The 18424-nt window shown below is 69.9% G+C and carries 19 protein-coding genes; 9 read left to right on the top strand and 10 right to left on the bottom strand.

Annotation, left to right across the window (positions count from 1 at the left end):
- The first annotated feature begins 90 nt into the window (after positions 1–90).
- The 6 genes from IEZ27_RS35270 to IEZ27_RS35245 all read left to right on the top strand — a co-directional run bounded on the left by IEZ27_RS35270 (position 91) and on the right by IEZ27_RS35245 (position 5175).
- The gene (locus IEZ27_RS35270; RefSeq protein WP_189651213.1) at positions 91–402 is read left to right on the top strand and encodes a transposase; all 312 of its coding nucleotides are present in this window, start codon (positions 91–93) and stop codon (positions 400–402) included.
- The gene (locus IEZ27_RS35265; RefSeq protein WP_189651212.1) at positions 399–1265 is read left to right on the top strand and encodes an IS3 family transposase; all 867 of its coding nucleotides are present in this window, start codon (positions 399–401) and stop codon (positions 1263–1265) included. Before IEZ27_RS35270 ends, IEZ27_RS35265 begins: the two co-directional genes overlap by 4 nt.
- 644 nt (positions 1266–1909) lie before the next feature.
- Complete coding sequence (locus tag IEZ27_RS35260; RefSeq protein WP_189651211.1) at positions 1910–2470, top strand: MFS transporter; 561 nt, start codon at positions 1910–1912, stop codon at positions 2468–2470.
- A gap of 157 nt (positions 2471–2627) precedes the next feature.
- Complete coding sequence (locus IEZ27_RS35255) at positions 2628–3188, top strand: copper chaperone PCu(A)C (RefSeq protein WP_189651210.1); 561 nt, start codon at positions 2628–2630, stop codon at positions 3186–3188.
- The gene (locus IEZ27_RS35250) at positions 3188–4399 is read left to right on the top strand and encodes a Dyp-type peroxidase (protein WP_189651209.1); all 1212 of its coding nucleotides are present in this window, start codon (positions 3188–3190) and stop codon (positions 4397–4399) included. Before IEZ27_RS35255 ends, IEZ27_RS35250 begins: the two co-directional genes overlap by 1 nt.
- Positions 4400–4728: 329 nt before the next feature.
- Positions 4729–5175 carry a DUF4158 domain-containing protein gene (locus tag IEZ27_RS35245; RefSeq protein ID WP_229824651.1) on the top strand — a complete coding sequence of 149 codons (447 nt, stop codon included), beginning with the start codon at positions 4729–4731 and terminating at the stop codon, positions 5173–5175.
- A gap of 221 nt (positions 5176–5396) precedes the next feature.
- Here IEZ27_RS35245 and IEZ27_RS35240 read toward each other — a convergent pair whose 3' ends face one another.
- A complete protein-coding gene (locus IEZ27_RS35240) occupies positions 5397–5663 on the bottom strand; it encodes a hypothetical protein (protein WP_189651207.1) in 267 nt (88 codons plus the stop codon).
- A gap of 243 nt (positions 5664–5906) precedes the next feature.
- Positions 5907–7010 carry a WD40 repeat domain-containing protein gene (locus IEZ27_RS35235; protein ID WP_189651206.1) on the bottom strand — a complete coding sequence of 368 codons (1104 nt, stop codon included), beginning with the start codon at positions 7008–7010 and terminating at the stop codon, positions 5907–5909.
- 131 nt (positions 7011–7141) lie between these two features.
- On the opposite strand from IEZ27_RS35235, the gene IEZ27_RS55645 reads away from it, so the two are divergent.
- A complete protein-coding gene (locus IEZ27_RS55645; protein WP_379478721.1) occupies positions 7142–7321 on the top strand; it encodes a hypothetical protein in 180 nt (59 codons plus the stop codon).
- 306 nt (positions 7322–7627) lie between these two features.
- Here IEZ27_RS55645 and IEZ27_RS35225 read toward each other — a convergent pair whose 3' ends face one another.
- Positions 7628–8590 (bottom strand): VOC family protein, encoded by a 963-nt coding sequence (locus IEZ27_RS35225; RefSeq protein ID WP_189651205.1) that lies wholly within the window; start codon positions 8588–8590, stop codon positions 7628–7630.
- Positions 8591–8732: 142 nt separating this feature from the next.
- On the opposite strand from IEZ27_RS35225, the gene IEZ27_RS35220 reads away from it, so the two are divergent.
- Positions 8733–9314 (top strand): TetR family transcriptional regulator, encoded by a 582-nt coding sequence (locus IEZ27_RS35220; protein WP_189651204.1) that lies wholly within the window; start codon positions 8733–8735, stop codon positions 9312–9314.
- Between the two features lie 517 nt (positions 9315–9831).
- Here the strand turns inward: IEZ27_RS35220 and IEZ27_RS35215 are convergent.
- The 5 genes from IEZ27_RS35215 to IEZ27_RS35195 all read right to left on the bottom strand — a co-directional run bounded on the left by IEZ27_RS35215 (position 9832) and on the right by IEZ27_RS35195 (position 14922).
- Positions 9832–10131: a Tn3 family transposase gene (locus IEZ27_RS35215; RefSeq protein WP_189651203.1), complete on the bottom strand. Its 300-nt coding sequence runs from the start codon at positions 10129–10131 to the stop codon at positions 9832–9834.
- A 171-nt stretch (positions 10132–10302) separates the two neighbouring features.
- Complete coding sequence (locus IEZ27_RS35210; protein ID WP_189651202.1) at positions 10303–11679, bottom strand: ABC transporter ATP-binding protein; 1377 nt, start codon at positions 11677–11679, stop codon at positions 10303–10305.
- On the bottom strand, positions 11676–12470 hold the full coding sequence (locus IEZ27_RS35205; protein ID WP_229824632.1) for an ABC transporter permease: 795 nt from the start codon (positions 12468–12470) through the stop codon (positions 11676–11678). Before IEZ27_RS35205 ends, IEZ27_RS35210 begins: the two co-directional genes overlap by 4 nt.
- Entirely contained in the window at positions 12467–13414 is a 948-nt protein-coding gene (locus IEZ27_RS35200; RefSeq protein ID WP_189651201.1) for an ABC transporter permease, read from the bottom strand. Before IEZ27_RS35200 ends, IEZ27_RS35205 begins: the two co-directional genes overlap by 4 nt.
- Positions 13399–14922: an ABC transporter substrate-binding protein gene (locus tag IEZ27_RS35195; protein ID WP_229824631.1), complete on the bottom strand. Its 1524-nt coding sequence runs from the start codon at positions 14920–14922 to the stop codon at positions 13399–13401. Before IEZ27_RS35195 ends, IEZ27_RS35200 begins: the two co-directional genes overlap by 16 nt.
- 90 nt (positions 14923–15012) lie before the next feature.
- Between IEZ27_RS35195 and IEZ27_RS35190 the strand changes: the two genes are divergently transcribed.
- Positions 15013–16335 (top strand): MATE family efflux transporter, encoded by a 1323-nt coding sequence (locus tag IEZ27_RS35190; protein WP_189651199.1) that lies wholly within the window; start codon positions 15013–15015, stop codon positions 16333–16335.
- Between the two features lie 128 nt (positions 16336–16463).
- Here the strand turns inward: IEZ27_RS35190 and IEZ27_RS35185 are convergent, their stop codons facing one another.
- Complete coding sequence (locus IEZ27_RS35185) at positions 16464–17531, bottom strand: bile acid:sodium symporter family protein (RefSeq protein WP_189651198.1); 1068 nt, start codon at positions 17529–17531, stop codon at positions 16464–16466.
- A 250-nt stretch (positions 17532–17781) separates the two neighbouring features.
- On the bottom strand, positions 17782–18222 hold the full coding sequence (locus tag IEZ27_RS35180; RefSeq protein ID WP_189651197.1) for a hypothetical protein: 441 nt from the start codon (positions 18220–18222) through the stop codon (positions 17782–17784).
- Positions 18223–18424 lie beyond the last annotated feature (202 nt).

The raw sequence follows: 18424 nt of genomic DNA, 5'->3' as shown, positions 1-18424 counted from the left end.
CGCGTCCTCGGAGCGGTGTAAAGACTCGACTGGGCTTGATCCGGTTTGACGGACATCCGAGATCAGGGGCTTGTCCCCGGAAGGATGTCCATGATGGAGAGTATGGGGAAGAAGAAGCCGCGTCCTCGCTGCTCGTTCACGCGGGAGTTCAAGGCCGAGATCGTCGAGCTGTGCCAGCGGGGTGACCGCTTGGTCGGTCAGGTGGCCAAGGACTTCGATCTGACCGAGACCGCGGTGCGCCAGTGGATCCGCCAGGCCGAGGTCGACGCCGGGCAGCGGGACGGGCTGACCAGCAGCGAACGTCAGGAACTGGAGGCGTTGCGGCGGGAGAACTGGCGGCTGCGCGAGGACGTCGACGTCCTCAAGCGGGCGACAGCTTTCTTCGCCGAGGAGACCCGGTGAGCGTGCACCCGTTTATCGAGGCGGAAGAGCAGGGCGGCCACAGCGTCAAACGGGTGTGTGAGCTGCTGGGAGTCTCCCGTGTCGCCTTCTATTCCTGCCGCAGTGGCGTGCCCGGGCCTCGCGCGATGCGCGATGGGGAGCTGGCCGAGCGCATCGCCGAGGTGCACGCGCGCTCGCGAGGCAGCTACGGCGCGCCGAGGGTGCATGCGCAGTTGCAGCGGGACGGGCAGCGGTGTGGCCGGTGGCGGGTGGCCCGGCTGATGCGCGCGCTCGGCCTGACCGGGCGGCATCGGCGCCGCCGTCGGCAGACCACCATCCCCGACCCGAACGTCGAGGCCCGGCCGGACCTGATCGGCCGTGACTTCACGCCCGATGCCGCCGTCGATACCTGCTGGTGCGGCGACATCACCTACATCCCCACCGAGGAGGGCTGGCTGTATCTGGCCACCGTCATCGGCATCGCCTCCCGCCGGGTGGTCGGCTGGGCGACGGCCGATCACTTGCGTACCGACCTGGTCGCCGACGCCCTGCGCCAGGTATGGGCACGCCGCCGCCCCACCGGGCCGGTGATCTTTCATTCGGACCGCGGCTGTCGGTACACCAGCGCCGCTTACGCCGCACTGGCTGAACGGCTCGGGGTGCGGTTGTCGGTCGGACGCACCGGCCAGTGCTGGGACAACGCGCTGGCCGAGTCGTTCTTCGCCACGCTCAAGGGCGAACTCCTCGACACCCAGCCCTGGCCCACCCGCGCCGCCGCTCGCAGCGCGATCTTCGAGTTCATCGAGGGCTGGTGCAACCTGCACCGCTTGCACAGCAGCCTGGGCTACCGTAGCCCCGCCGACTTCGAGGCCACCGCGGCCTGAACACCACAACGATGGTGTCCGTCGAAGCGGAACAAGCTCAGACATGGCTGTTACGGCCAGTGTTCGCCGTTGCGATGGACGGGTGGTCGAGGACCTCCCGTGGAGCACTGTGTCGGCCGATCTTCTAGGTGCGGCTGCACCCTGGCGGACCTTTCGCTGACACAAGGACCAGCAGCACTATTCCGGTACATACTGGTCGGCGACGACTCATGGTCATGTGATCTATGAGTCTCGTCTCGAGCTTGCACGGCTGCTGTTCGCTGATTTCGGTCCTGCGGTGCACGGCATGTCGCTCAGCCGTTCCTGCTGAAGGCGTTGGTGGAGGGTAAGCCTCGTAAGCATATTCCGGACTACTTCCTGACTACCGAGCATGGCCCGGTGGTGGTGGACGTCAAGCCGGGCCGACGGCTGTCGCAGCCGGTGGTGGCCTTCGCGTTCGCGTGCGTCGACGTGATCCCACCCACCCCCGGAGGGTGGGTGGCTGAGGGTGCACGTGCGGCGACAGAACGCATATGTCGAGGCTGACCTAGGCATTTGCGGGGATCGGGCGGCTCTGTGGTGCTCGCTGATCCAGTCCCGCGCCGGAGGCGGGGCACGATGGCGGATGCCGAGGCGAGGGGGCGGGATGGGATGATGAGCCCGATATGACCGCCTCCTTGCCGTTCCGTCTCGCCCGTGCCGCGGTGTTCGCCGTGGTCTGCGTGGCGCTGAGCGTGCTGGCGCACCTCTTCGGCGGGGGATCGGTCACGGGGCCGGTGACAGTCTGTGGGCTGCTGCTGGCGTTCGGAGGCGGAGTCGCCGCCTCGGCGCGTGAGCGTACGCCGTTGGTGATCTTGCTTTTGCTGGCAGGCATGCAGGTGGTACTGCATGTGCTGTTCTCTCTCAGCCATACTGCGCATGCGTACACGGCGCTCCTCCATGACCATTCGGGGCTGGTGCCCGGCGCCGGCATGCTCGTCACGCACGCCGGCGCGACCATGATGGTCGCCCTGTGGCTGGCCCGTGGCGAGGCCGTTCTGTGGGGACTGCTGCATCGGCTGGCCGCGCGGCTGTGCCGGGTCCTTCTGGTGCTCTTCCCGCAGCCGGTGGAAGGGCCGGTCGCCCTGGCGGCGCCCGGGCCGGGCCGACTGCGCTCGGCGGCACCAGCACACGCCGCACCCACGCGCGGTCCACCGTTCACGCAGGTGATCGCTTTCTCCAGCTGACCCTCATGGTGAGGCTGGAGTACGTCGTCATGCCCGGCTCCGGCCGGGTCCGCGTGGCCGCCGACGTCGCGGCCGCGTCAAGCGCCCCTGCCTGATCCGCCTTCGGCGCGGTGGGAAACGCCACCGCGCGCCGAGGCCTGCCTGGAAAGGCCCCACCATGCACTCTCTCCGTTCTCGTTCTCCGCTTCTTCCCGCCGCGGCGCTGGCCGCAGCGGTGCTCGTGTCCGGCTGCGGCGGCCAGAGCACGACCTCACCGACCACGTCGGCGTCACCGGCGGCCGCCGTGTCCACCACCGTGTCCACCGCCGCCCCTTCGCCCGCTCTGACCATCACCGACCCCTGGATCAAGACCGGAGGGAAGGGCATGACCGCCGCCTTCGGCACGCTGGTCAACAACACCGACGCGGAGCTGACGGTCGTCTCCGGCGCCTCGCCGCTGTCCCCGATGGTCGAGCTGCACGAGGTGGTGGACTCCGGGGGCAAGATGGTGATGCGCCCCAAGAAGGGCGGGTTCGTGGTGCCTGCCCGCGGTTCCCATCAGCTGGCGCCCGGCGGCGATCACATCATGCTGATGGGCGTCACCGGAAAGGTGGAGCCAGGAGCCGAGGTGCCCTTCACGCTGACTCTCGCCGACGGTTCCACCGTCGAGTTCACCGCGATCGGCAAGGACTTCGCCGGCGGCAAGGAGAACTACCAGCCCGGCGAGGGCAAGCACTGATGGACGCGTACACCGGCGGCAGGTCACGCCTGACCCGGCGGGGCCTGCTGGCCTCGACCGCGGTCGCCGCGGCCGGCGCGCTCGCGACACAGGCCGCTTCAACGGGCTCGGCCGCGGCTCAGGCCGCCCCGCCGGGCTCTGCGGTGGAGCCCTTCCACGGCCCGCACCAGGCCGGGATCGCCACCGTCCCACAGGCTCATGCCGTCTTCGTCGGCCTGGACCTGCGCGACGGCGTCGACCGTGAGGCGGTGGCCCGGATGATGCGGCTGCTGACCGATGATGCCCGCCGCCTGAGCGCGGGCGCTCCCGCCCTGGCCGACACCGAACCGGAGCTGGCGGTGCTGCCCGCCCGGTTGACCGTCACCTTCGGGTTCGGGCCCGGTCTGTTCGACACGGTGGGCCTGGCGGATTCGCGCCCGTCCTCGCTGAAGGCGCTGCCCGGCTTCTCCATCGACAAGCTGCAGCCCCGCTGGAGCGGCGGCGACGTGCTGGTGCAGATCTGCGCCGAGGACCCGCTGACCGTGGCGCACGCCCTCCGCATGATCATCAAGGACGCCCGCGCCTTCACCCGCGTCCGATGGGTTCAGCGCGGATTCCGGCGGGCCGCCGGGGTGCAGGCGTCCGGGCTGACCCAGCACAACGTCATGGGCCAGCTCGACGGGACCGCCAACCCCGCGCCCGGCACCCCTGTCTTCGATCGGGTGGTGTGGGCCGGCGCGGACGCGCCCGCCTGGCTGCAGGGCGGCACCACGCTGGTGCTGCGGCGGATCCGGGCCGAACTGGAGACCTGGGACGCCGCCGACCGGGTCGCCAAGGAGTTCACGATCGGACGCCGGCTGGACACCGGCGCCCCGCTGACCGGAACCGCCGAGCACGACCCGCCCGACTTCGCCAAGCTCACGCCCGTGGGGTTCCCGGTCATCTCCGAGTACGCCCACATCAGGCGGGCCCACAGCGCCGACCCGGCCAAGGGGATCTTCCGTCGCCCCTACAACTACGACGAAGGGCTCACCGCGGCTGGGCACTCCGACAGCGGCCTGCTCTTCGCCTCCTACCAGGCCGATGTCGGCGCTCAGTTCCTGCCCATGCAGCGTCGGCTGGCCGAGGCCGACCTGCTCAACGAGTGGACCACACCGATCGGATCGGCCGTGTTCGCCATCCCGCCGGGCTGCCGGCCAGGCGGCTGGATCGGGCAGGGTCTGCTGGCATGACTCCGTCCCTCGCGTCGTGATCTACGTCTTTCGTCAGGTCGCGACGCGAGGGGCCCGACTGGCGCGTCCGGCGCGGCTCTTCGGCCCGTCGTCCCTCGCCTGGGTTCGAGCCTGTGCTTCGATGTTGCTTTGTCAGTACATCGAAGGAGAGGTCACCGATGCCAGCCCTTGACGACCCGGCCGCCACGTTCAGGGAGTTGGGGCATGACGAGCATCCGAACGAAAAGTCCCGTTGGCGGGTGGCCCCAGCCAACTATTTGATCTTCCGCTCGTCCTGCTTGCCTGGCCTGCCCTACCTTCGGCGTCTATGCCGGTTGAGTTCTTGAGTGATGGTGAGGCGGCTGCGTACGGCCGCTTCTCGGGCGCTGATCGTCGAACGGCGTGGGACGCACGCCCGCCTCGGTTTCGCCCTCCAGCTGACGACAGCCCGCTACGTCGGGCGCTTTCTGACCGACCCGCTGGACGTGCCCGACGAGGTGCCTGTGTACCTCGGCGAGCAACTCGGTGTCGAGGATGTCTCGCAGATCAGCCAGTACACCGAGCGGCGCAGCACGCCGTTCGAGCACCAGGAGGCGATCCGCAAGGCGTACGCGCTGAAGGCGTTCTCCCAGGCGGAGGCGGATTTCATCGTGTGGGCGAGCGCGCGGGCGTGGAACCCCGGCGACGGCAAGAAGACGATCTTCTATGACGGGGTGACGTGGCTGCGCACCAACAAGGTGCTGCTCCCGGGTGTGACCACGCCGGCCCGGCTGCTGCGGCAACATCATCCGCACTGACGAGCACGCCGCCCAACTCCGCGAACGCGCCGAGTTCCTCGACAGGCGTGCTGCCTTCGCCGCCCGACCGATCGGCGATCGGCGATCGGCTCCGCGCCAACGCCGTCCGCCTCCGCAACCTGGCCGACACGCACGACCGCACCCGCACCACTCTCAAGGACTCCGCATGAGCTCGACCCCAGACGAACGCGAACGCATCCGCGCCGGCATCCACCGTCTCCTCACCGCCCAGGCCCGAACACTCCAACGGCGCCCTGACCATCGTCGCGCTTGCCCAGGAAGCGCAGGTCCAACGCAACGCCCTCACACAACGCCACACCGACCTGAAGAACGAGTTCTACGAACAGGTCAAAGCACGTGGCGCGACCCCGGACGTCGAGGTCCGGCTCCGCACCGAGATCGCCAAGCTGAAGAAGACCATCGCGAACAAGAACGAGAAGCTCGCCCAACTCGAAGCAGACGTCCCGATACTGGTACGGGCCGTTCACGTCCTCACCCTGGAGAACCAGGAACTACGCGAACAGCTCGCCCAGCAACCCACCAGCGTCGCCGCCTTCCGGACCCGCCCTGCCCAGGACGACCGATGACCGTCGTGACCGCGCGACACGTTCACTTGACAGGGAACAGGTGCGCCTTCGCGGCGGCCTTGATGGCGCGGCGGGCGGCTGCAGGCACCACTGCCTCGTGAGTCACGGTCCCGACACGTGTACGAGCAATGATTGTCTCGCGGGTCATCGGCCTCTGTCTGGTCCGGCGAACGTCAGGTCCCACACCCGTACGGCGGTGCCATGATGGCCGGTGACCGCGACCGGCCGGCCGTCGATTTCCGCTACCGCGAGGCAGACATGGCCCTGGAGCGGCTCCCCGATCTGCTCGCCGCGCGCGAGGTCCCAGACGCGGGTGGTGTCGTCCCGGCCCCCGGTCACGGCTATGACGCGGCCGCCGACGTGGGCGGTGGCGAGCGTATCGATTGTGCTCGCATGACCGGTCATGGGCCGCCCGACAGGTTCCCCGCTCGCCAGTTCCCAGATCCTGAGCTTCTCGTCGTCGCCACCGGCCACCACTACCGCGCGTCCGTTCAGCTGGGTGATGGCGACAGCCCTGGTCGCGGGCTCGAAACCAGTCAGCGGCCCACCGATCCGCTCGCCTGCAAGGACATCCCACACCTCCAGGGCGGCCTCGGCCCCGCCGGTGACGGCGACCGGACGGCCCTCGAGCGTGGCCGTCCCCATGACTCCGTTGGTGCTCGCGGTCTTCACGTAGGTGAGCAGCTCATTGCGGGTCAGGCCCCAGGCCTGCAAGGCGCTGTACTCGCTCGCGACCACGGCGACGGGGCCACGTTCGGACGCGACGACCTCCAACGAGCAGATCCGGCCCCCGGTCACGTAGTCGGGCACGGCCAGGGTCTTGCCGACCTTGCGCCCGGTCCGCAGATCCCACAGCCGCACCGCCGACCCGTGCATGTCGGCGACCCCGGTGTGCAGGAACAGGTCGTACTGACTTCCGCCAGTGACCGCCACGGGCCGCCCGTCGAACCGCGCGACCGTCATGGTCGCGACGATGTCGGCGGCGGGCACTTCGCGGCCCGGGCTTTTTTGGGAATGATCAGCCTCGTCCCAGCCCATCTCGTCATACCACTCGTCCTCCAGGCCCGCGGCGTCGAGCTCCAGCGGGAGTCTGACGCACTTACCACTGGACAGATCCCACCTCCGCAAACTCCCGCCATTGTCGGCGCCGACCACGACCGGAGCACCATCCAACTCGGCGACGGCGATGCTGGTCATGCACTCGCGCGAGCCGCCCGACAAGCGGCGCATTTCACGATCATCGCTCATGCGTCCGGATCCTATGCATCGAAAACGCCCTGATGATCATGAATAGCGAGATCAGATCTGGTAGGGCTCCTCGTCGAACGGGTTTGAGGCGGCTGCGGTTCGATGACGAAAGGCGCCTCGCCCAGGAGGTCATGCATGAGCAGCTGTGCGACAAGGCCCTCGCTGAGGTTCGTTCCCACAGTGCCTGCTGGGCCACGGTCAACCCGGCCCGCCCCGCCGGTGTCCGCGAGCAGACCGCCCGTGAGCGCTGGCAGCAGATCCACGACCTGCTGAACAAGGGCGTCGGCTGCTGGGATGCGCCCGCCGCCTGAACCTGTCCCTCAACACCGTCAAACGCTACGCCCGCACCCGCGAACCCGAGGCCCTGCGTCGCGCTCCGCGCCACCGGCCCACCCCGTCGACCCGTACCGCGATCATCTGCGCCAGCAGTCCACCTCCCCACCCGCGTTCGGCTTCGCCCAGCAAGACCACACCGACGGCGGGAGGCAAAGCCATATGCCAACACGCTGACTTGACAGGGAACATCATCGAGACCGGCACCGACCCCTACCGCCTGGCGCAAAGCCGCGCCCGCGTTGGGCAGGCCGCCATCACTTCACCTCGCCGCCGGAGAAGCCTCACTCTTCCTGGCGGAAGATGATCGCGGTGCCCAACGCGGTCTTGGCGGGCACGAAGATCTCTTCGCGTCCGGTCCGGCTCACTTGGACGTCGTTGTCGCGCAGGTGCTGCCGTGTGGCGGCGATGTCGCGTACCGACACCGTGCAGGCGACGAACGCCGGCAGAGCCGCAGGCCGCTCACCAGGCAGCAGGTCGCCGAGCGTCGAGGCGGTGACGACGGTGACGTTCGCCCGATCGAAGCTGTGCGGTCGACCGTTGCACGCCTGCCCGAAGTAGGTGGCATAACGCTGCGTCAGTGCGGGGAGCGCCTCGTCGGCGACGCACAGCACACATTCGACCAGCCCGGTCGCGCCGTTGGGGTGGACGGTATGCGGCTGAATTCCGGGCAGTTGGGCCGGCGCGTTCTCGGCGAATCCGATCCTGCCTTCCGGCACGCGCCCGGCGGGCAGGCCAGGTGCGGAGATCTCCAGGTAGCGGACCGGTTCCATCGTGGTGCCGGTGCGGGTCTCGACGGGGCGCTGCACGGCGTGCACACCAGCATGGTCGATGCCGGCCGAGGTCAGTCCCGCGGCGATGCCGTCGATGTCCGGCGTGTCGGCGATCATGATGTGCAGGCCCTGGAACCGCTGCAGGAACGCCGCGATGTTGGCGGTGGTTGCGCCGATGGCGGCCAGAAGTCCAGGCAGCCTGTCGTCGGGCACCCGCAGCGGGATCGGCCGGGCCTCGCCGGGCATGCGGCCGGCGTCGTCGATCATGGCCACCAGCTCGATGAAGTTGCGCGGGAACTGCACGTGCGCGTTGGCCACGCCGAACGGCTCGGCGGCTCCTCCGGCGACACGCGACAGCATGGGGTAGGTGGGCGCTGCCACGGTGAAACCGAGTCGGCGGTAGCTGTTCATGGCCTGGGCCATGTCGTGCACGATGTGGCCCACGTGGTGCAGGCCGGTGATGTCGTCGCCCATGGTGAAGAGCCTCCGTGCTCCGAAGGAGTTGAGTGCACGTGCGGACCTGGGGTGTATCCACCCGCTCGGACCTCGAAAGATTTTGAGAGTATGCTATCATTAGATAGTGAGCTCTCATTATTGGTTCAGTAGAGTGTCCCGCATGGGAGACGGCGGGCTGCGCGAACGCAAGAAGGCCAGGACACGGGAGACGATCCTTCGTGAGGCGTTCAGGCTCTTTCGTGAGCGGGGCTACCACGCCACCACCACCGAAATGATCGCCGAGGCCGCTGAAGTCTCTCCGGCCACCTTCTTCCGCTACTTCCCGACCAAGGAGCATCTGGTCGTCCTCGACCGCTTCCCGCCTCTCGCCGAGGCATTGGCCGCTCAGCCGCCAAACGCCCCGGTCCCCCTGCTACGGGGTGCGTTCCGCGCGGCCTTTGCCGCCCTGTCGCCGGAGGAGATCACCGCCGGGCACGCCCGAGAGGTGTTCGCGGCCACCGTGCCTGAACTACTGGCCGCCAACCTGCGCAGGAGTCCCGGCTTCATCGCAGAGGTCTGCCGGCTCGTGGCGGACAAGGCCGACTGCGCTCCTGAGGACCCGCGCGTACGCGACGCGGTCGGCGCGGTCTTCGGCATCGTGGCCATGGTCTGGATGCAGTGGGCACACGATCCCGGCCTGGACGGTCCCGCTGAAATCGATACAGCACTGGCCCACCTGGAAGCCGGCCTGAACCGGACGTAGATCAGCTGCCTGCCTCGTGCGGTGGAGTCATCGCCTGGGAACCGACGGCACCGCGACGACGAACGCTCTTACTTCTCACCAACATTCACGCACCGCAAGGGAGCTAACCGCTGCCCGGAGCGACCAGCAATCGCTCCCACTGCTCACCAACGAAGCCAGGAGGCCCAGGCCTGGCAGGTCTCCTTCCCCTCCGCACCTCCTGCGCGTGCCGAATCAGTAACGCCACTGGCCGTTCCACTGTCGATCAAACCCCGATACGCATGGGGGCGTAATCGGATGATTGCGCCCCCACAGCCGGATCCACTCAAGCCGCCGTCCGCCACCTGACCCGCATGACCAGAGCCCGCCCGATCCACCGATCGGGCGGGTTCGCCCATGCGGCGGTGATGACCTGACCAGCCGCTGACGTGCCGGACACGTCAGTCCGCGGGCTGTCGGCCTCCTGAGCGGATGTGCCACGAGCCCGCTTCCGGCCGGTGATGAGTGTGTCAGGCCGAGCTCGTGCGCTGCGGTGATGTCATCCCAGCTGGTGAAAGGGGCGCAGCCCGGTCTCGACATCGGCGCGAGTGAAGGCGTAGCGGCCCAGGAAGTTGATGTGCTCGTAGGCGATGGGCGACAGCCGTGCGCACATCTCGTCGGTGACCGGGAAGCCCTGCTCGCGCAGTTGCTTGATGGTGGCGTCCAGGTACAGGCTGTTCCACCAGATGCCGCTTGTCGGCCGGCGCGTCCAGCGCCGCGCGGTCCAGCCGGAAGAACTGCTCCAGCTCGGACGCCGACGGCTCCTCGGGGAATCGGCCGTATCGGGCCACCTGCTCATCGGAAAGAAATTCGAAGGGCATGAGCCAGGACCGTAAGCCCATCCACCAGGGCAAACAGTCCTCGTCATCGAACCGAAACGAAGATCAAGTTCCTAGCGCCAATTTCTTCACTCAGCCTCCTCGAAGGCCCGAACGGCTCGCCGCCCGCCCGCTGAGGCAGGCGTCGAGGGTCAGACTGTCAGGACGTTGTCGGCGTACTCCTGGACGAGTCGCAGATCGTGAGATGCGAAGATCACGGCCGTGCCCTGTGCCTCCCGCAGGCCGGTCAGCAGGTCCATGACCGCACGGGCGGTCCCGTCGTCCAGAGCCGAGGTGACTTCGTCGCAGATCAGCACGTCGGGTTCGGCGGCCAGGGCACGTGCGATGGAGACCCGCTGGCGCTGGCCGCCCGACAGCTCATGCGGGTATCGGCCGGCGTGGCCGGGGCTCAGCCCGACCTGTTCCAGCAGTTCATCCACGCGCTGCGGTCCTGCTGGTCGTGGGCGCCGGCGGTGCAGCCGTACCGGCCTCAGCAGGGCATCCCCCACGGTGACCGAGGGATTCAGCGCTCCCATGGGGTTCTGCGGGACGAACTGCACCCGGCGCTGCAGTTCCCGCCCACGGCGCCGCACGTCAGGGTGCAGAGTGAGGCCGTCGAGGGTGAGGGTGCCGGCCGAGCGCGGGTGCAGGCCGACCAGGGCGCGCAGCAGCGTGGTCTTGCCCGAGCCTGAGGGGCCGACGACGCCGACCGCGACTCCTGCCGGTGCGTGCAGGTCTACGCCGCGCAGCACGTGCAGGCGCGCGGGCCCGACATGCGCGGCCAGCCCTTCGGCGCGCAGCCCCGCCTCCTGGGCAGCCGCGCGGGAGCCGCCCGGCGGCCGGGGCGCCGATGACTGGGCGGGCAGGCCGCCGGGCAGTTCCAGGACGTCGTCGGCCACCTCGGCGACGAGGTCTCGGTCGTGGCAGGACATCACCACCGCGATTCCCTGTTCCCTGGCCAGGCGTCGCAGCAGCGTCCCGATCTCCGAGCGGGCAGCGGGGTCGAGGCCGGCGGTGGGCTCGTCCAGGAGCAGCAGGTCGGGACGGCGGGCCAGCGCCCTGGCCAGCGCGACCCTGCGCTGCTGGCCGCCGGAGAGCTCGACCGTACGACGCCGGGCCAGATCGGGGACATCGGCCAGGCCGACCTCGCCGAGCAGGTCGGCGATGTCGTCACGGGTCAGTCCGGTGCCGGTCTCGGCGACGACGGCGGCCACGCGCATCCTGGGGTTGAGCGCCGAGCCGGGGTCCTGGCCGACGAAGGCCAGCCGTCGGCGTCGCAGCTCGCGCAGGGCGTCCGGGCCGCAGCCGAACACGTCCACGCCGAGCACCCGCGCCTGTCCCGCCTGACGGGCGGCGCGCGGGGGCAGGTCTCCCAGCAGCGCGCGCAGCAGGGTGGTCTTCCCTGAGCCTGAGGCGCCCACCAAGGCCAGGACGCGCCCGGGATGGGCGGTCAAATCGACGCCCGCCAGCAACGCGGGTCCGCCGGGAGCAGCCACGGTGAGGCCGGTCACCTGGGCATACGGGCTCACAGGACCGCCACCTCCGAGGTGCGTATCTTGGGCGTCAGCGCGTCGGCGGCCAGGTTGACGCTCATCGCCAGCGCGGCGATCGCGATGCCGGGCGCCAGCACGGCCCAGGGGTTGAGGACGAGCCCGGCGCTGTTCTCGCGGATCATCAGCGCCCAGTCGGCGGCCGGGGGCTGTGGGCCGATCTGGAGGAAGGCGGCGGTGGAGATCACATACACGCCTTCCACGAAACGCAGCCCGAACAGGGCCAGCACGGTGGAACGCAGATTCGGCAGCACCTCGCGGATAATGAGATGCCAGGTGCGCTCGCCACCGGCGACGGCCGCTTCGACATAGCCGGTGGCCACGACGGGTGCCGCGGCGGCGGTCATGAACCGGACGGCGAACGGCACGCCGAGCGCGACGGCGGCGATCACGAGGGCAGACGAGCCGCCGCTCGGCCACGCCTGGGTGACCAGCAGGATGCCCAGGACGGCAGGCAGCAGCATGAACACGTCGGTTGCCCGCTCGACGAAGCGGCCGAAGCGGGGATGCAGCGCTCCGGCCACGCCCAGCACTGCGGCGATCGCGGTGACGAGGACCGCCACGGCGACGGAGGACAGCACCAGGTCGCGCCCCCCGTACAGGAGTCTGCTCAGGACGTCGCGGCCGAGCTGGTCGCCGCCGAGCAGCGCGCCATCGGCTCCGGCAGGCCCGTAGGGAACGGTGACCGGCTGGTCCATCGGCGCGGGGGCCAGGAACGGTCCGCCGAGCGCCAGCAGGAGCAGGACCAGCGCGGGCAGTAGGCGCGTCACAGGCGGCCTCCCGCGGCCCAGGAGCGGATCAGGTCAGCGATCAGCAGCACGCACGTGATCGCGAGCCCGGTCAGTGCCACGACGCCGGCGATGATCGGGGTGTCCCGGTCTGCCACGGCTCCGGCCAGGAGCGCGCCGACCCCGGGGTAGTTGAAGATCGTCTCTACGGCGACCGCTCCGCCCAGCAGCATGCCGGTGGAGGTCGCCGCGCCCACGGCGATGGCGGGCAGCGCGCCGGGCAGCAGGTGGTGGGTGAGAACGCGCCGGGGGCGCAGGCCGTCCAGGACGGCGGCGAGCACGTGCGGTGCTCGTGACTCATCGGCGATCGCGCCGCGGACGATCCGGGCATTCCATCCGATCTGCGGGATCGTCAGTGCCAGCACCGGCAGCACCAGCATGGTCCAGGAGGCGGGAGAGCCGTCCGCTCCGGCGAGCGTCGCCGCCGGCAGCACGCCTGTCCACAACGCGAACACCAGCACCAGCGCCACCGCGATCACGAACTCGGGCAACGCCAGCACGGCCGTGGCCGAGGCCGAGATCGCCCGATCGGTCACCGACCCGGGGTGCAGCGCGGCCCAGCAGCCCACGGCCAGCGCCGTGACGACGGTGACGACCAGAGCCAGGCCGCCCAGCACGAGGGTGTTGGGCAGCGGCCCGGACAGCAGGTCCCAGACCTTCTCACCGCGGGCCGACACGCCCAGGTCGCCGGTGGGCAACGCGGCCATCCAGCGCAGGAACCGTACGAACACCGGCTGGTCCAGGCCGAGCAGGGCGCGTCGCCGGGCGACGTCGGCGACGCTTTCCCCGCGCTCGGCGGTCGCGTCGGCGGCGTCGCCCGGCAACGCCTCCACGACGAGGAAGATCAGCGCGAGCAGCGCCGCGAGCAGGCCGATCCTGCGGGCCAGCAGCCAGCCGAGCCGCAGCGCCGTCAGCGAGCCAGCCATACCCGCTCAAGCTGCACGCGTCCGTAGCCGGGCAGCTTCGGCAGGTCGCGCACGGCCGCCGCGGCCAGGTCGATGCCGTCGGCCATGCCCCACAGCACGTAACCGGAGCGCTCGTGCTCGATCTCCTGCAGTGTGCGCAACGCCTTGCTTCTGGCGGCCTCGTCCAGGGTGCCGACGGCGTCCTTGTATGCCTGGTCGAAGGCGGCGTCGCTCCAGCCGGACTCGTTCTGTCCGGCGCCGGTCAGCAGCAGCTTGCTGGCGAAGAACAGCACCGAGTCGTTGGTGCCCCAGTAAGTGGTGTACAGGTCTCCCTTGAGCCAGGTCTTGTCCCAGAAGGCGCCGGAGTCCTGCTTGACGACCTCGATCTGCACGCCCACCTCCCGCACCTGCGTGGCGAACAGCGCCGCGGACTCGGCCAGTCCCGCGATGTCGTCGGTGGTGTGCAGCGGGTAGCTCTTGGACAGGTCGAAACCGGCCTCCTGCAGCAACTGCCTGGCACGGGCCAGGTCACGCGCACGCTGGGGCAGGTCCTTGGCGTAGGCGGGATCGCCGGTGCCGAGTACGTCGTTGGCGACCTTGCCGTAGCCGCTGAGCACCTGCTTGACCATCGCCTCACGGTCCACGGCCAGCCTCAGAGCCTCCCGGACCCGGGGGTCGGCGTACGGGCTACCTTCGGAGGTGCGCATGACGATCGGCATCGCCATGTCGTCGGGCCGGCGCAGCACCTGCACGCCGGGCCGGCTGGCGGCGACCCGGGCGGCCACGGCGCCCACGTTGGAGGCGACGTCGATCTGTCCGGCCAGCAACGCGTTGGCCAAGGCCTGCGGGCTCTCGAAGATCTTCACCTCGATCGCGTCCAGGTACGGCTTGCCGGCGTACCAGTTGTCGTTGCGCACCAGGCGGGCGTTGCCGTCGCGGTACCAGTCGAGCTTGAACGGGCCGGTGCCCGGCGCACCGGCCACCTCCGTGGTGTCCTTCTTCAGGACGAACGTGGTGAGCCGCATCATCAGCGGCAGATCGGCGTTGGGGTAGTCGGAGGTGAGGACGACGCTGTCACCGTCCGCCTTGATGTTGCCGGAGGTGACCCCCGGCAGCCGGGCCGGACCGGCGGGGGTGTCACGCAGGCGGCGCAGCGACCAGGCGACGTCCTCGGCGGTCACCGGGGTGCCGTCGTGGAAGGTCGCACCGGGCGCCAGCGTGAAGCGCCAGGTCTTGACGTCCTTGTCGGCCTTCCACGCGCCGGCCAGGCGGGGTGCGGTGTTGGCGGTGGCGCCGGGGGCGGTCAGCGTGTCGTAGATCAGGCTGATGATCAGGTAGTCGCTCTCGTTGGCCTGAGTCCCGTGGGGGTCGCGGGTGATCGCGCTCGCCTTGCCCAGTGCGCCGACGCGCAGGGTGCCGCCGCTGGCGGGCTTGGCCTGAGCGGATTGGGGCGCAGGGGTGGAGCCGGGCTCCGACCCGCCGCCGCAGGCCGCGAGCAGCGTCGCTAGGCTCGCTCCTCCTGCGGTCATGAGAAGCTGACGCCTGCTCAGGTCCACTTCGTCCTCATTCGTATCATTAGTCTACTTAGGTTTGCCTATCCTAAAGGGAGAGAAAACGGCGTGACAACGTCCCCCCTGCGCCACGACGTACGCGAACTGGCCGGACTCGCCGTCCCCCTCGCCCTCACCCAGCTCGCCCAGGTCGCCCTCACCACCACCGACACCGTGATGCTCGGCCTGCTCGGCGTGCAGGCGCTGGCGGCGGGTGGACTGGCCATGGTGATCTTCAACCAGCTGCGCACCATGGGCGTCGGCCTGGTGACGGCCGTCGGCAACCAGGTCGCCGCCGCCCACGCGCGCGGAGAGGATGCCGGCGACCTGGTCCGCGCCGCGATGGCGCTGGCGACCATCGCGGGTCTCGTCGGCGGTGCGGCCATGGTGCTGATCGGCGAGGCAGTCACCCTGCTGGGGCAGGAACCGGCGGTGATCGAGCGGATGCGGCCGATGCTGTGGGCGCTGGCACCCGGTCTGCTGCCCTGCCTGTGGTTCCAGGCGCTTCGGCAGTTCACCGTCGGCATGCGCCGCCCGCAGGCGCTGTTGCGCATCACCCTGGCCTCGATCGTGGTCAACGCCGTACTCAACGCCGCACTCATCCGCCCGCTCGGGCTGACCGGGATCGGCATCGCGACCAGCGCCGTCTACCTGGCGACGTTCGTCGCCTTGTACGCCTCCGCCCGCCGGGACCCGGAGCTGGCCCCGGCGCTCACCCTTCGCTTCTGGCAGGCCCGTCCCGTGACGGTGCGCCGGCTCACCGGGCTCGGCCTGCCGATCGCGGCGACCTATGGCTCCGAGGCCGGGTTCTTCTCCGTCGTCGCCCTGCTCATCGGCACATCCGGCGCCGCCGCCCTGGCCGCGCACACCGCCGTCAACCAGCTCGTCTACATCGTCTTCCAGGTCTCCGTGGGCCTGTCGCACGCCGCCTCAATCGGAGTGAGCAGACAGATGGCTCTGGGACAGCCTGGTCAGGCCCGGCGCATCGCGCGAGCCGCCCTCGCCTGCGGGGCTGCGGTCATGGGCCTCGTCACGGTGCTGTACCTCACGCTGCCCGGCCTCGTCTTGCGCCCGTTCCTCGGCACCGAGGCCGGAACGGCGCTCACCATCGCCACCAGCCTGCTCATGGTGGCCGCCGTCATGCAGTTCGTCGACTGCGCCCAGAACATCGGCGTCGGTCTGCTGCGCGGTCTCGACGACACCAAGAGCGGCTTCCGGCTGACCTTGGTCGGCTACTGGCTTGTGGGTCTTCCCCTTGCGGCCCTGCTGGCGGGACCGGCCGGTCTGGGCGTTGTGGGCACCTGGCTGGGTCTGCTCGGCGGCCTTACCGCCACAGCCGCACTGCTCCTGCGCCGCTTCTCGCGCAGACTTGCCGCGTTGCCAGTGCAGTAGCCGCGGGAGCGGCTGCTCACACGACAGAGCTGAATCTCCAGTGGCGGGCGGTGGTGACGGCGTGCGATGGGCGAGCCGGTCGAAGTTCGAAGATCCAGCCGCGCATCCGGTGTAGCTGAACGGCGCCGTCAAGACGGCGCGGGAGGGGAGACGACAGGAGCCGTAGGTGGCGATGGCGGCCGGGTTCCGAACAGACTGGCGGCGAGCTTCTGCAGCAGGCTGTAGGCCAGGATCGGCACGAGGACCTGCGGACGGTGCGCGAACCAGCCTGTGGCCAGGACCGCCGCCGCGCTGGTGTTGTTCATGCCGGTGGCGAAGGTGAGGGAGATGCCGTCGGGAGTGTCACATCGGGTCCATCGGGACATCCACCTGCCGACGAGGAAGGACAGGCAGCAGACCGCGCCGGCCACGCCGACGGCCAGGGCCAGGAAGTCAGGGTCGGGGGGCGACAGCGCCTGCCCGAGCGCGCCGGAGGCGTTGAGATAGCACAGCAGCAGGATGTTCACGATGTTGACCAGCTTGATGGTCGGCGCGATGCGTGCCGCTCGCCGCTCCCCGAGCATGGCCCGCCCGAGGATCCCGGCCAGCGAGGGCAGCACGATCAAGGCCAGCGCGAACGCGCCCGCGCCCGCTGTCCCGGCCAGCCCGTCGAGCCGCGCCGTGTCATCAAGGCTGCGGGCGCCCCCTGGGCCGACCAGGGCGGCGGACACGGTCAACCCCCACGGAACCGTGACAGGACTGAGCAGCGTCGAGCCCACGACCATGGCGACCACCAAGGGCACGTTGCCGCCGGCGTTCTGCCCCCATGACGCCGCTCCGCCGGCGATCGGCATGGCCAGCACCAGCAGCAGACCGACCGCTAGGCACTCCACCTCCGCGGCATCGGGCCAGGCTCGCAGGCAGATCGCGGCAACCGGCAAGAGCACCACAGGCAGGAGCGCGTTCATCGCCACGCCCGACGCCAACCTCAGGGGCCGACCCGCCACGGTGCGCAGATCCCGCACCCGCACCCCGAGACCGGCGGTCGACAACATCACAGCCAGCAAGACCATGGGCACCGTGACCGGTCCCCCCGATCCAAGCGCCATCGCCCGCAATGCCTCGCCCGGCCGCGGCACGACGGCAGCCAGCAGGTAGCAGACGATCATCAATGCCAGTAGCCGCCGCTGCACCGCGCCCACCACCCGGCTCATCATTTGAGCAACCTATCGATTACGGTCAGTGACCCGAATTTCGGGGGGCGGGTACTGGGCCGCTTGTAGGCCATGGCCGCCCGGCCGAGCCGGCGCCCGTGGTGGCGGAGGGTCTTGCCGTGCGGCCGGACAGACTTGCCGGAAGGCCGGCAGTGCCGCTGACCTGCCGCGGCAACGGCAGAGGCGAGCGCCGAACAGTTCAGGAGTGGACCGGGCCCCGCCGACGACGAGTCGGCGGGGCCCGGCGCCTGGCTCAGCTGTCCTCGGGCTCGGAGGCGTCGCCCTTGCCCTCCTGGTCGTGCTGGTCGCCCGCCTGGCCCTGCTTGCCCTCCTGGGTCTCGGAGCCGGCTTCCTGCCCCTTGTCGTCCTGGCCGTCCTCAGCCTCGGCCTTCTCGGCGCCCTGGTCGTCCTGGCCGTCCTCGGCCTCGGCCTTCTCGGCGCCCTGGTCGTCGTTGCCGTCCTCGGCCTCGGTCTGCTGGCCCTGTGCGTCTTCCTGCGTGCCCTCGTTGGGGTCCGCGCTCTCCGCAGGCGTGGCGGCCTCGTTCTCGGGGGCCTGCTCGGAGGGGGCGGCGGAGGACTGGGAGGAGGTGGGGGCGGGGCTCTGGTCGAGGGAGGAGGCGTACGCGGCAGCTCCGCCGCCCGCCACCAGGACGGCCACGGTGGCGAGACCGGGGATGAGCATGGACTTACGCATTGAAATATCTCCGATGCATTGACGTCGTACTGACGCACTCAGTCTGCGGAGACGCGGGACAGCGGCAGGTTCGGCGGACCACAACGTGGGGTTAATCCTGGCCGGAACCCCGTATCTGCTCCGGCCTGCGCGCGCGGGAAGGTAAGCGCCGCGCTAACCGAGTGCTGAGCGGGCGCTGTCACGCCTCTCTCTACCGTGCGTT

Origin of the sequence: Nonomuraea spiralis, from assembly GCF_014648435.1 — a bacterium.
Taxonomy (GTDB): Bacteria; Actinomycetota; Actinomycetes; order Streptosporangiales; family Streptosporangiaceae; genus Nonomuraea; species Nonomuraea spiralis.
Note: the sequence above shows the minus strand (reverse complement) of the source record. Positions and strands in the feature narration are given on the sequence as shown.